The 13,239-nt window shown below is 70.1% G+C and carries 9 protein-coding genes; 3 read left to right on the top strand and 6 right to left on the bottom strand.

From position 1 onward, the window contains the following. Positions 1–93 precede the first annotated feature (93 nt). From ABTX18_RS35445 to ABTX18_RS35435, 3 genes are all read right to left on the bottom strand, one after another. The gene (locus ABTX18_RS35445; protein WP_352126917.1) at positions 94–264 is read right to left on the bottom strand and encodes a hydrophobic protein; all 171 of its coding nucleotides are present in this window, start codon (positions 262–264) and stop codon (positions 94–96) included. A 71-nt stretch (positions 265–335) separates the two neighbouring features. Continuing rightward, on the bottom strand, positions 336–938 hold the full coding sequence (locus ABTX18_RS35440) for a gamma carbonic anhydrase family protein (RefSeq protein ID WP_352126916.1): 603 nt from the start codon (positions 936–938) through the stop codon (positions 336–338). 50 nt (positions 939–988) lie between these two features. Then, entirely contained in the window at positions 989–1,477 is a 489-nt protein-coding gene (locus ABTX18_RS35435; protein WP_352126915.1) for a flavin reductase family protein, read from the bottom strand. Between the two features lie 374 nt (positions 1,478–1,851). Here ABTX18_RS35435 and ABTX18_RS35430 point away from each other — a divergent pair, with 374 nt between their 5' ends. Next, positions 1,852–2,055: a cold-shock protein gene (locus tag ABTX18_RS35430; protein WP_136326921.1), complete on the top strand. Its 204-nt coding sequence runs from the start codon at positions 1,852–1,854 to the stop codon at positions 2,053–2,055. A gap of 128 nt (positions 2,056–2,183) precedes the next feature. On the opposite strand, the gene ABTX18_RS35425 is transcribed toward ABTX18_RS35430, so the two are convergent. Then, a complete protein-coding gene (locus ABTX18_RS35425) occupies positions 2,184–3,266 on the bottom strand; it encodes an FUSC family protein (protein ID WP_352126914.1) in 1,083 nt (360 codons plus the stop codon). A gap of 321 nt (positions 3,267–3,587) precedes the next feature. On the opposite strand from ABTX18_RS35425, the gene ABTX18_RS35420 reads away from it, so the two are divergent. Further along, the gene (locus tag ABTX18_RS35420) at positions 3,588–4,568 is read left to right on the top strand and encodes a TIGR03557 family F420-dependent LLM class oxidoreductase (RefSeq protein ID WP_352126913.1); all 981 of its coding nucleotides are present in this window, start codon (positions 3,588–3,590) and stop codon (positions 4,566–4,568) included. Positions 4,569–4,930: 362 nt separating this feature from the next. Here ABTX18_RS35420 and ABTX18_RS35415 read toward each other — a convergent pair whose 3' ends face one another. Next, complete coding sequence (locus ABTX18_RS35415) at positions 4,931–6,718, bottom strand: cellulase family glycosylhydrolase (protein WP_352126912.1); 1,788 nt, start codon at positions 6,716–6,718, stop codon at positions 4,931–4,933. Positions 6,719–7,300: 582 nt separating this feature from the next. Here ABTX18_RS35415 and ABTX18_RS35410 point away from each other — a divergent pair. Then, positions 7,301–9,127 (top strand): CASTOR/POLLUX-related putative ion channel, encoded by a 1,827-nt coding sequence (locus ABTX18_RS35410; protein ID WP_352126911.1) that lies wholly within the window; start codon positions 7,301–7,303, stop codon positions 9,125–9,127. An 88-nt stretch (positions 9,128–9,215) separates the two neighbouring features. On the opposite strand, the gene ABTX18_RS35405 is transcribed toward ABTX18_RS35410, so the two are convergent. Then, positions 9,216–13,124: a glycoside hydrolase family 2 TIM barrel-domain containing protein gene (locus ABTX18_RS35405; RefSeq protein WP_352126910.1), complete on the bottom strand. Its 3,909-nt coding sequence runs from the start codon at positions 13,122–13,124 to the stop codon at positions 9,216–9,218. Positions 13,125–13,239 lie beyond the last annotated feature (115 nt).

Below are 13,239 nucleotides of genomic sequence, written 5' to 3'. Positions count from 1 at the left end.
CTGTCTTCCGCCCCCCCCCCCCCCCGGGGGGGGGGGGGGGGCCCCCCCCCCCCCCCCCCCCCCACCCCGCCTCGTCAGTGAACGCGGTCTCTCCTACCAGCGATACCAGCGCCCTCGCTTGCCGCCGCCGGCCGCCGGGCGTATCACGAAGCCCAGGAGCCATACGACCAGCACGATGACCGCGATCCACCACAGGGCCTTCAGTGCGAATCCGGCCCCGAAGAGGAGCAGTGCGAGCAGGAGAACCAGAATGATGGGAACCATACGTATCAACCTCCGAGACGTCAGGTGCCCCGACATCGGAGCGCCATTCCTGCGGAGTTGCGGAGCGGGGTTCAGATCTGCCGGTCGTCCCTGTGGCGGCCGAGGTTCCGGCCGAAGCGCTCGGAGATGGCCGGCATCAGGCTCTCGCCCTCGGCCGGGCGGTCCAGGCCGAAGACGTATCCGGGGAAGTCCAGCTCCTTCTGCACCGCCCAGATCCCGTCGTGGTCCTGCGGCGGAAGGATGCGTACCGGGTCGCCGACGGCGACCCAGCCGATCGGCACCGTCGAGTCGGGCGGCAGCACGGTGCGCAGATGCACGATGCCGTTGATCCGCACCTCCGAACGGGTTCCGATCCGTGCCCCGTTGAAGACGCGGCTGCCCGTGGCCAGGAAGACCTCGTCCTCCACCCGGCAGCCGGTCAGGCAGGAAGTGGGCCCCACCAGGACCTGCCGTCCCAGGACCAGCGGATCCCGCCGGGTGCCACGCAGGACCGCGTTCTCCATCACGATGCTGCCCTCGCCCAGCTCCACCGGCCCGCCCTCGGCGGTGAGCACCGCGCCGAACAGGACCCGGCACCCGGCCCCCACCCGCACGTTCCCGCAGAGCGTGGCCGTCGGAGCGACATAGGCGGTGGGGTGGACCGCCGGCGAACAACCCTCATGAGCGATCAGCATGACCGTGATCATCCCGCGCCCGAGGCGCCGCCGCACTGGACTTCTTGAGGTCAGTCCGCCGGATGCCCCGGGGTGATGTCGAGGCCGTCGGTCAGGAACAGGAGCCGGAGATCGTTGCCTCCGGGGTGCTCGGCGGCCTCCGGGGCGAGGAGGAACCCCACATGGTCGCCGCCGTCGACCCGGGTCTCGACGCGGCCGACGAACCAGGCCGGGGCCTCGTCGAGGACCGGTGCCCCGCCGGGGCCCGGGTGCCAGGCCGCCTCGGCGAACTTGTCGGTCCTGTCACCGGTCTCACCGCCGAAGAGCCGGGCCAGCCGGTCCTGGTCACGGCTCAGCAGGTGCACCGCGAGGCGATCGGCGCGGGCGGCGACGCGATAGGTCCGGTTGGCCTTCGACAGCCAGACGATGAACCGGGCGGGCCGGATCGAGCACTGGGAACCGAAACCGACCAGGCAGCCGGCCCGCTCACCGGCTGCCTCGGCGGTCACCACATACAGGGGGCAGTCGAGTGCGTCGGTGAAGGGATCCAGGACGGTCACGGTTCCGGGCTCCTGTGCGCGAGGTCGGGGACGCGGGTGTCTCGTTCAAGGGGTCGGCCTGCTGTTCGAGCACCGGGACGACGCTGTGATCATTCCGGTTCAACCATCGGAGGCGAGTGTTGCATGTTGCCCTCACCCGGGGAACGTATGCCGTGTACCGGAGCGGTCCGGACACTGTCGCGGTGCTTCGCGGCCGGACCGTCCGCAACACTCCGTCAACCTCTGGTGGCAGCGGGCTTCGACATGTAGCGTCTTTTCCAGATGCTGCGGTCCACCGACCGCCCGCGTTCCGTCGCGGGTGCCACGCTGTGCGGGGGCCGGGGCATCTGGGGTCCGTGTGGTGCGGAACCTGGAAACGACTGAGGAGTACCGGCATGGCCAGCGGAACCGTCAAGTGGTTCAACGCCGAAAAGGGTTTCGGCTTCATTCAGCAGGACGGCGGCGGGCCGGACGTCTTCGCACACTACTCGAACATCAACGCCACCGGCTTCCGTGAGCTCCAGGAGGGCCAGGCGGTGACCTTCGACATCACGCAGGGCCAGAAGGGCCCGCAGGCGGAGAACATCACGTCCGCCTGATCCAAGGATCACGTACGCCCGATCCAGGGGCGACCCGGGCCGTCGGAGCACACTCCGGCGGCCCGCACGGTTTTCAGCCCTCGGCCGCACCTGGACGCTCGCCGTGACCGGCCGGCCGGCGGTGCCGTTCAGCAGATCGCCCCGAGCACGTCGCTGGTGTGCTGGAACTCCTCCATGAGGCGGGTCGACTCGACGACGAGGACCCCGTACGGGTGGACCGGGTCGGTGAGCGGCAGACGGGAGCGGCCCGCCTGGTCGGACACGTCGCGGCAGCGCTCCTGAGCCTCCGCGGCCAGCCGGCCGATCTGCCGGGCCTGGTCCTCCAGGACGTCCTCGTCCAGCTCGCCGAGCACCTCGGTGATCTTGTTGACGCTCTCGAGGAAGTCGGCGTAGCTGCGGAAGAACGCGGCGTCGTCGTGCCCGCCCCCGTCCCTCCGCCACTGGTCGAGACTGCGCGTCAGCGACCCGACCTGGTACAGGGAGCGTACGAGCGCCTCCAGCACCGCGCCGTATCCCTCGAAGGAGGGCCGCCGGGGCGACCTGCGGAGCAGGAGCCGGGGGTTGTAGTAGAGGCTTTCCTGCGCGGTGCGGAACCCGTCTCTCGCCTGAGCGATCAGCCTGCCGGTGTTCTCGGCCCTGCTGCGCCATTCGCCGGTGCGCTCCTGGTCCATCTCGTTCTCGCGCAGCACCGGATACATGTCGCTCACCAGCCCGCCCAGCGCGTTGGAGAGCGCGCGCAGGGCGTACTCGGCACTGCGATAGCGCATCGGCGGAGCCACGGTGAGATTGATGATGACGCCGATCCCACAGCCGATGACGACCAGCAGGACGATCTCGCCCAGCTGAGCGGTCTTCTGGCCGGCGGACGGTGCGAGGGCGTAGGTGGCGAAGGCGAAGAACGACGCCGTCGCGACTTGTGACCCCTGCGAGCCGAGCTTCGGCCATCGCCCGATGACCAGGGCGATGACCGTCACGACGACGAAACTCAGCAGGTCGGAGCCGACCACGAACCCGATGGCCGCCACCATGGCCACGCCGACCGCCACCGCTATGAGGTAGCGCAGCGCCTGCAGCAGGGACTGGTACACCGTCACCTGCATGATCAGCACCGCGGAGAACGGGGCGAAGGCGGGTGACGGCGCGTCGAGGAGGTAGTACGAGACCAGCCAGGCCAGAGTCGCGGCCAACGTCCTCTTGACGATCAGAAGCACCGTCTGACGCTCGGTGCCCGGCACCTCCCGCGCCCGGTGCCACCAACGTCCGACCCGGCCCCATGCCGTACCGGCCGCGCCCATCACTCACCGCCCGCCTTCTACCGCCCAGCCCGGCGGCCACTCCCCGCCGTCGGACGGACGACGCCGCAGCGGCCGATGCGCCATGTGTTCCCCGAAGAAGCGCGCCGTAACGAAGCGCGCCTGCGCTGCGCGACCGTTGCCTTTCCCCCACGGACCGCGCCCCGCCGTTCGGATGGAGATGCGGGCGGGCGGGGGTGTCTGCCAGGCGGCGGGCGCGCCGGAGGGCAGGGTGTCTTCATGGAGATCGGCTACAAACTCGCCTCCGAGGCATTCGGTCCACAAGAGCTCATCCGCCAGGCGGTCCTCGCGGAAGCCGCAGGGTTCGACTTCGTCGAGATGAGCGATCACTTCCATCCCTGGCTGGACGTGCAGGGACACTCCCCGTTCACCTGGACGGTGCTGGGCGCGATCGCGGCCAGGACCGAACGCATCGGCCTGGTGACCGGCGTCACCTGCCCCACGATCCGCTACCACCCCGCGATCATCGCCCAGGCCGCCGCGACACTCGCCCTGATCTCCGGCGGACGCTTCGTCCTCGGGGTGGGCTCCGGCGAGCGCCTCAACGAGCATGTCGTCGGCCGCGGGTTCCCCGACACCGTTCCGGTGCGGCACGAACTGCTGCGCGAGGCGCTGGAGATCATCCGCCTGCTGTGGCAGGGCGGATACCGCTCGTACGACGGAAAGCACCTGCGCCTGGAGGACGCGCGCGTCTTCGACCTGCCCGAGCAGCTTCCGCTGATCGCCGTGGCGGCCAGCGGACAGGACTCCGCGCGCATCGCCGCCGAACTGGGGGACGGTCTGTTCGCCACGGAGGACAAGGCCTCGATCGTCCGCCACTACCGTGAGGCCGGCGGCTCGGGTCCCGGATACGCCGAGGTGCCCATGGCCTGGGCACAGGACGAGCAGACCGCCGCGCAGGCCGCGCTGAAGACGTCACGCTGGGCGCTGACGGGGTGGAAGGTGATGAGCGAACTTCCCAACCCGGTGAACTTCGAGGCCGCCACCACCACCGTCCGCACGGAGGACATTCTCGAGAAGTTCGCCTGCGGCCCCGACCCAGAGCGCTATGCGGCCGCCACCCAGAGGTACGTGGACGCCGGCTTCGACAGGCTCGTCATGCAGAACGCGGGCCCCGACCCCGACGGCTTCATCGACTTCTACCGGCGCGAACTCGACCAGCCCCTGCGCCGGCTGCGCCCCTCCGATGCGGCGTCCTGACGGCGAGCACCGGGACCGCTCTGTGCGGGGCATCGACCACATCGGCGTCACCGTCCCCGACGTCGACGCCGTGACCGCCTTCTTCGCCCGTGCTCTCCGCGCCGAGGTGCTGTACGACACCTTGCGCGCCGAGGACGGTGCAAGAAGCGGACCGGCCGTGGAGCACCGGCTGGGAGTGCCCGAGGGAACCGAGCAGCGTGCGATCCGGATGCTGGGTCTGCCCACCGGCCCCCGGTCTCGAGCTCTTCGCGTTCGGCGGCCGGATCCCCAGCCCTACGAGCAGCGGCAGACGGCCGTAGGCGGCAGCGACACCCTCCGCCCCGGCCGCCTGACGCCGGCCGGGGCGGAGGGGCACCGCCGTATCAGGAGAGGGTGCAGCTCACGGTCGGAACGCCTCCCGAGCCCGGCGTTCCCTGGAAGCCGAAACTCGTGTGCGCACCGGGTGCGAGGCTGCCGTTGTACGCGGTATTCGCGACACTGACCGCGGATCCGGTCTGGGTGTAGGCCGCGTTCCACATGTTCGTGACCTTCTGGCTTCCCGCCCAGGTCCAGCTCACCTTCCACGCGGAGGCGCTCTTGGTACCCGTGTTGGTCACGGTCACATCCGCGCCGAAGCCGGTTCCCCAGTCCCCGCTGACGGTGTACGTGGCTGTGCACCCGCCGCCGCCGGACCCGCCGCCCGTTGTGGCCGTCACGGAGGCGGATGCCGCAGAGGTGTTGCCGGCGGCGTCACGTGCCCGGACGGAGTACACGTACGACGTCCCGGCCGTCAGACCGGAGTCCGTGTACGTGGTGCCGGTGGCCGTGCCGGCCTTGGTGGAGCCGCGGTAGACGTCGTACCCGGTGACCCCGGTGTCGTCGGACGCGGCCGTCCAGGAGAGCGAGACGGAACCGCTGGTCGTCCCGGTGACGGAGAGGCCGGCCGGTGCCGAGGGGGCCTGGGTGTCGTCACCTCCGCTCCCGCCGCCGCCGAAGCCCGGGGACTTGATGCTCGCCAGGTAGCCGTCCTTCACCGTGTCGACGGTGGCCCAGTCGTCCTTGAGGATGCCGCCCGTGTCACCGGAGTTGGGATTCCAGGACCAGAAGGTCCACGAGAGGCTGTCGCCGCCGTACTGGCTCGTGGGCCGCAGGTAGTCGGCCAGCGCCTTCAGCCACTTCTGATCGGTGGCGGACTGGAGCGTCGTACCGAACTCGCCCACCCACACCGGAGCGATGTTCTGCTTGAAGATGTAACCCCAGTACTTGTCCCAGACGCCGGGCATGTTGGCGGGGAAGGCCGCGTCGCTGAACCAGGGCTGCTGGGCGACGCTGGTCGCGTAGTCGTGCGCGGAGTAGACCACCCGGTGCGCCACGCTGAGCTCCACCGGATACTGCCCGACGCCCATGAGGTTCCCGCCCCACCAGCCGGAGACCCCGTTGAAGGTCTGAACACCCTCGACGAAGACGAGCAGATCGGGGTTGACGGACAGGACGGCGTTGCCGCCGCGCTGCGCCGCCAGCCGCCAGTCCTTCGTGGTGTCGCCGCATCCCCAGCAGGCCGGGTCGTGCGGTTCGTTGTGCAGGTCGATGCCGATCACCGCGTCGTTGCCGGCGTAACGGCCGGCCACCGCCTTGAGGTTGGCCAGCCAGGTCGACTCCGGGACCGAGGCGGTGTACCAGAGCGGCGACTGTCCGGCGGCGTCGGGCCGGTGCCGGTCGAGGATGACCTTCATACCGATGCTGCCCGCGTGCGCCACGATGCGGTCCATCACCCCGAGCGAGTCGAGACCCTGCAGATCACTGTTCATGCCTGCGGAGTAGTTGATGCTCGTGGGTGCCGTGCCGGTGAAGATGTCGTCGCTGTACGGCAGCCTGATGGTGTTGTAGCCCAGCGACTGCATCTGGTCGATCATGCTCTTGTAGTCGCGGGACCACAGGCCGTGCGGCACGTAGTTGGACGTCTCGAAGCCGAACCAGTTGATTCCGGCGACGCGGACCGGGTGGTTCGCTGCGTCCAGGAGCTGCCGGCCGCTGGTGTGCCAGTAGCCGGCCCCCGGCGCGGCGTCGGCGGCATGGGCAACCTGAGAACCTGCGAGGGGAAGGAGCAGGGCGGCCGCGGTGATGGCGGCCGTCCTGGCCGCTCGTCGGAGAAGGCGGAGAGGGTGAAGCACGGTGCTGGTTCCTCTCTCGGGGGCATGGTCCGGCGACGTGATCATGGGAGCGCTCCCATTCAGTCGCGCACCGGGCCCCTGATGGCATGGGGGATGGTGGTGTCGCGGGCGATCGCCGGTCCCGGCCCCGGGCCCAACTCCCGCTCTGCGGGGGGTGGGAGGCGAGGGCTTGCGGCCCGGCGCCATAAAAGCGATAGAGCAATGGGCATGTCAATGGGATGCGCAGTGTTCATCACTTGAAGGCGAGCTGCCCCCGCCAGGACACCGACCCGGCCATGATCTGCTCCGGCCCCGGCCGGAATGATCACGGGTGCGATGTCGTCGCCACCGTTCTGATCCCTATCGGATGAAACGTCGCCGGATACCCGTGTGGCGGCGGAGCCGAGTCCGCACGCTGCTGCTGTGTACAGGATGATCAAGGATGAGCGCCGGCGCCGGAGCGCGGACGGCGCCCGCGTGGGGCGGCAGAGGCAGCCACGCAGCACACCGGCCCATGTGTCGCGGCCGGCGCGGGGGACACCGCCCCGCGCTCCGTTGTACGAGCGCGCCCGGTACTGGTTCGACAACACTCTCGCCAGGGGCATGACCGCTCTCATCGGATGGCTTGCCGTCGCCTGCCTGGCCGTCGTGGTCCCGGTGAGCGCCCTTCTGGTGTGGACGGACGACCGGGCCCCGGACACCGTTTCGGCCAAGACCGCGGCGGTGTGGCGGAGCGTCGGGCAGACCCTCAGGCTGGGAGGAGAGGTCGGCACACCGATGCGCGTCGTTCTGTCGGTCCTGCTGGCGCTGATGGCGCTCTTCTATGCCTCCACCATCGTGGGCCTCATCACCACGGCGATCACCGAAGAGCTCGTCGCCCTGCGGCGTGGCCACTCCACCGTGCTGGAGAGCGGTCACACCGTCGTGCTCGGCTGGTCGGAGCAGATCTTCACCGTCGTGGCCGAGCTCGTCGCCGCCGACGCCAACCAGCGCCGGGGCGCCGTCGCGGTCCTGGCCGACCGCGACGTGACGGAAATGGAGGAGCGGCTGCGCAGCGAGGTGGGGGACACCGGCCGGACGAGGATCGTCTGCCGCAACGGACGCCCCACCGATCCGGCCGCGCTCGCGCGCGTCAGCCCGGGCACCGCGAACGTCGTCCTGATCCTGCCCCGTGACCGGCCGGACGAGGACGCGGAGATCGTCAAGAACCTGCTGGCGCTGCGGACCACGGTCGGCGCCGGCTGCGGGGTGCGGACCGTGGCGGTGGTGCGAGACGCCCGGTACCGCCTCGCCGCACAACTCGCGGCCGGCCCCGGCGCGGTCGTGCTCGAGATCGACGAAATCACCGCCCGGCTCGTCGCCCAGTGCGCCAGGCAGCCCGGTCTTTCGCTCGTCTACCAGGAGTTGCTCGACTTCGCCGGCGACGAGTTCTACGTGGTCGACGCACCGGCCCGGACCGGCCGTGTCCTCGCCGAGGTGGCGAGGGCATGCCCCGAGTCCAGCGTGGTCGGAGTCGTACGAGCGGACGGGGCCCTGCGGTTGAACCCGCCGGCCGCCTCGGTCCTGCGCCCGGGCGAGCGGCTTGTCGTGATCGCCCGGGACGACGACACCACAGTCTTCACCGAGGAACCCGCCGCTTTCGACGAGTCGGTGATGGTGAGCCGGGCGCCGGCGGCGACGCAGCCCGAGCGGGTGCTGCTTCTGGGATGGAACCGCCGCGCCCCGCACATCGTCGGCCACCTCTGCGCCCATGCCGCGGCCGCTTCCGTCCTCCACGTGGTGGCCCACGGCGGCGAGGACCTGGCGACGGAGGTACGGGACGCCGCCGCGCAAGCCGCTCCCGCGCTGACCGTCACCTTCGGCCGGGGCGACCCGACCCTTCCCGGGACGGTGAACGGCCTGGACCTCTCCGGCCACGACTGCGTCATCGTGCTCGGCCCGGACCATGGGCCCGGTCGTGACTCGCCGGACGACCGGACGCTGGTCACGCTGCTGCTCCTGCGTGACCGGGAGCGCACGTCGGGGGTCCCGGTCCGGGTGGTCACCGAGATGACCGACGACCGCAACAGAGTCCTCGCCCCCGCCGGCGTCGGCGCCGACTTCATCGTGAGCGGGAAACTGGTCGGCCTTCTCATGGCTCAGATCTCCCAGAACCGGCATCTCGCCGGCCTGTTCGGGGAACTGCTCGCTCCGCAGGGCAACGCGATCCACCTCAAGCCCGCCGGCGACTACATCCGGCCGGGACAGCGGGCGTCCTTCGCCACGGTCGTCGAGGCCGCTTCGCGCCGGGGGGAGTGCGCACTCGGATACCGCAGCCGCGGACCCGAGTGGATGGGTGCCGATCATGAGGTGCGAGTCAACCCCGCCAAGGCGGAGGTCCGGTACTGGAACGCGGACGACGAGGTGATCGTGCTGGCTGCCGGTCCATGAAGTGACGGGGCGTCACAGACGTCCGCACAGGGGCGGGTTCGTGAGCCGGTGCCGACGCCCGCCGGGCGCCGGAACCGGCTCACAGCGATCAGCCGAGCGCCGTCGGCCGGCGTGACAGGCTGCTCGCGTTCCGTACGTCGGTGAGCGGACGCAGCCGGTAGGTGTACGAGTAGTCCCGGTCGGCGAACAGCTTGTACGCCTCGTGAGTCTGCGCGCCCCAGCTGTCGTCCCCTCCGACGCCCATCTGCCGGTGGTTGACCCGCAGGATCACCTCGTCACGGGGCGTGAGCTGGTAGTCGTGGCGAGCGCCCACGGACAGGTCTTCCGGCGTGAAATGCGAGGCGTTGACCTCCAGGAGCCCGTCACCGCTGACGAGCAGCCCGCGACCCTGCCGGTCGGTGAGCGCCGCCCAGCGCACGTCGGTCTTGTTCCCGCTCTCCTGCGGACGCAGGTACGGGGTCCACTGCCCGGAAACGGTCCCGGACCAACGCCCCACGTCCGTACCGTCCTTGCGGTCCCAGTGATTCTCCTCGGGCCCGCGACCGTAGTAGTGGAGCTGCTCCAGGGCCGCGGGCAGGTGGAGGAGGGTCCCGATCTCGGGGATGTACGGGAGGCTCGACGCGCCCGGAGCGAGAGTGTTGTCGACCTTGATCTCACCGTTGCCGAAGACAGTCAGGGTCGTGGTGTACGCCGATGCGGTGCTCGTCGGCAGGGTGCCCGCGACCGTGATCTCGACCGCGCGCCCGTCGAGCCCGCGCACCGTCACATCGGTCACCCGGCGCCGCGCGCCCGCGTCCCGCCAGGTCTGGTTGCGGGTGTGCTGACCGTTGCCGTGGTCGTTGTCGGTCGGAGCCCGCCAGAAATTGGGGACCGGGCCGGACACGAGGAGGTTCCTGCCGGCCGCTTCGTACGAGGTGATGAGCCCGGTCGACTTGTCGATGACGACCTCGAAACCTCTGCCGGTGACGTAGATGTCGGCGGCCCCGCTCCGGTACGCGAGCTTCGGCACCCCGGCGAGGGGGACCGGCTGGATTCCGGGGCTGTGCGCGTCCAGCGGCAGCTGCACCCGCGCCACCTCGAAACCGGCCTCGGCCCACGGCGTGCGTTCCTTCGTCGTGAAGGACAGCTGGAGGAAGTATTCGGTCCCGGGTGCCGGGCGGGCGGGCAGTTCCACGGGCAGCGTGATGCGTTTGCCGGTCATCGGTGGCACGTCGAGCTGTGCGCGGCTGATCCTGCCGCGCCGCACCGTCTCGCCGTCGGCCGAGAGTTCCCAGCTGCCGTCGTAGTCACGCAGGTTGGTGAAGAGGTTCTCGTTCCTGAGGGTGATCTCGCCGGGCGCCGCCCCGTCCGCGCGGATCGCGTGGATCGTCTGGTAGACCCGTTTGACCTCGGCCGCCTTTCCGGTGTGACGGCGGTCGGGCAGCACGATGCCGTCGCCGGCGAACGCACCGTCGTTGGGGTTGTCGCCCCAGTCGCCCCCGTACGCGTGGAAGGTCTTCGCCCGGGCCTTCTCCTGTTGGTAGCGGGCTGTCCGTGCGTCGAACCAGAAGCGCACACCGTCGTCCCCCGGACCACGCCCGTCGTCGGCCAGCTCGGCGGGCGTCAGGGCACGGGCGTACACCCGGGCCCCGCGGATCGTGCCGCTGAACTCCCGTGTCGGGTTCTCGACCTCACCGGCGAGAGACAGTGGCGCCGTGCTGCTGCTGGGCCCGTGGGCGGTGTTCGTCGTGGCCTTGGCGGCGCCGTCCACGTACAGGGTCAGCGTTCCCGGGCCCGCGTCATAGACACCCGCGACGTGATGCTCCTCGCCCGTCCAGCCGTTGTCGGGCGTCGCCCAGGAAGCGGCGACCCACTGCCCGTTGGCATGGATGTAGAACTCGACACGCTTGTCGGTCTGCTTCAGCGCGTACTGGGTGTCGCCCTTCGCCAGGATCGGCTGGTGGAAGCCGCGGACGTGCGGGGTCAGCCAGGCCTCCAGGGTGAGCGAGCCGGTCAGATCGAGCCGGTCGTCACGCGCGAAGACGGTCGCGCCGCTCACCCCGTGCTCGTGGCTGAACGAGCCCGACGGGTTGATGACCTCGCCCTTCAGCCCGGCGGGGCCGGTCTCGGTGAGCAGCTTGCGCGTCGGCGCCGGCCAGCTGAGCGCCTGGTCGACGAAGTCCCAGATCCAGCCGCCCTGGAGGACGTCGTAGCGGCGGACGACGTCCCAGTACTCCTTGAAGTTGCCGGTCGAGTTGCCCATCGAGTGGGCGTACTCGATCATCACGTACGGCCGGGTGTCGGAGGTGTCCTTCGCCCGCGCCTCCACCCGGCTCGGCGACTCGTACATCCTGGAACGGATGTCGCTGGTGGCGGGGCCGTCGTCGCCCTCGTACTGGATGACGCGGGTCGGATCGTAGGCGCGGATCCAGTCGTGCATGGCGCGGAAGGCGGAGCCCGAGCCGGCCTCGTTGCCCAGCGACCAGATGACGACGCAGGCATGGTTCTTGTCGCGGTGGACCATGTTCTGCGCACGGTCCACGCACGCCTCGGTCCAGTCGGCCTTGCCGGCCGGGTACCGGTCGCGGATGCCGTGCGTCTCCAGATTGGTCTCATCGACCAGATAGAGACCGTACTCGTCGGCGAGTTCCAGCCAGAGCGGGTTGTTGGGGTAGTGCGAGGTGCGTACGGAATTGATGTTCAGCCGCTTGATGAGCGTGATGTCCTCGACCATGTCGGCCCGGCTGAGAGCCGAACCGCGCTCCGGGTGCATCTCGTGACGGTTGGTGCCGCGGAAGGTGACCGGCTGTCCGTTGATCCGCATCAGCCCGTCCGTCAGTTCGAACGCGCGCAGACCGATTCGGTGCGAGAGGGTCTCCACGACCTTGCCGGCGGGGTCGCGGAGCTGGAGGACGGCGGTGTACAGGTACGGGTCCTCGGCGGACCAGAGACGGGGCGAGGGAATGGGCCTGACGCCCTTCACGGTCACCTCACCGGCTGCCGGTGTCGCGCGCTGGGCCAGTGGGCGTGCCCACACCGCGTGCCCGCCGGCGTCGTACAGCTGCGTCTCGACCGTGTAGGCCGCCCCGGCGGCGTCGCCCGCGTAGTCCCGTACGTGTGCGGTGACCGACAGTCCGGCCGTGGTGAACCCGTCACCGAGAGGGGTCTCGAGCTTGAAGTCCCGCACGTGGACGCCGGGCGTGGAGTACAGGTACACCGACCGGAAGATGCCGCTCAGCCGGATCATGTCCTGGTCCTGGAGCCAGTCGCCGTCGGAGTAGCGGTAGACCTCGACGGCGATCTGGTTGGTGCCGTCCTTCAGGTACGGGGTGATGTCGTACTCGGCCGGGGTGTACGAGTCCTCGTGGTAGCCGGCCAGGTGGCCGTTGATCCAGACGTAGTGGGCTGCCTTGACGCCCTCGAAGTGCAGGAACGTGCGCCGGTCCGCCCGGCCCCTCGGCACGGTGAAGGTGCGCCGGTACTGGCCGACGGGGTTGTACAGGGTGGGCGCGGCGGGTGGCTGGGCGTCCTCGCCGAGGCCGTTGGGCCCCCACCACGGGTAGGTGATGTTGACGTAGACCGGGAAGTCGTGGCCGTGCAGCTGCCAGGCCGAGGGGACCGGGGTGGTCTCCCAGCCGGAGTCGTCGAGGTCGGTGCGGTAGAAGTCCGCCTTCTTGTCGGCCGGCCGGTCCACGTACGCGAACTTCCATGTGCCGTCGAGGCTCTGACGCCACGGAGACGCGGTGCGGTCGGCGGCGAGAGCCTGCTTGAGGTTCGCGTACGGCATGAGCGTGGTGTGCGGTGGCTCCGTGCCGAGCCGGAAGACGTCGATGCGCCCGTTCCACTCGCCGCCGCCGGCTTGGAGGCCGGCGGCGGCGAACGCGGGGGCAACCGGCGGTGCGCCGGACAGGGCCAGGCCGCCGAGCACGGCGGCACCCGCCTCGAGAAGCCGGCGGCGGCTCACGTAAGCGCGATGCGGGTGGGGGTGGGGGTGCGGGGACGAGTTCGGGTGGGCCATGGTGGGGGCCTTCCTCGTGCGCCAAGATGTGCGACCGGTGTGACCGGTAACACCTGTTGAGACGCGCCCACCCTAGAAAGAGAACACAACCGACACAATGATGACGTCAGTTTTT

The sequence above is a fragment of the Streptomyces sp. NPDC096323 genome, assembly GCF_040302845.1.
GTDB lineage: Bacteria > Actinomycetota > Actinomycetes > Streptomycetales > Streptomycetaceae > Streptomyces.
This window is presented reverse-complemented; position numbering and strand designations above follow the sequence as displayed.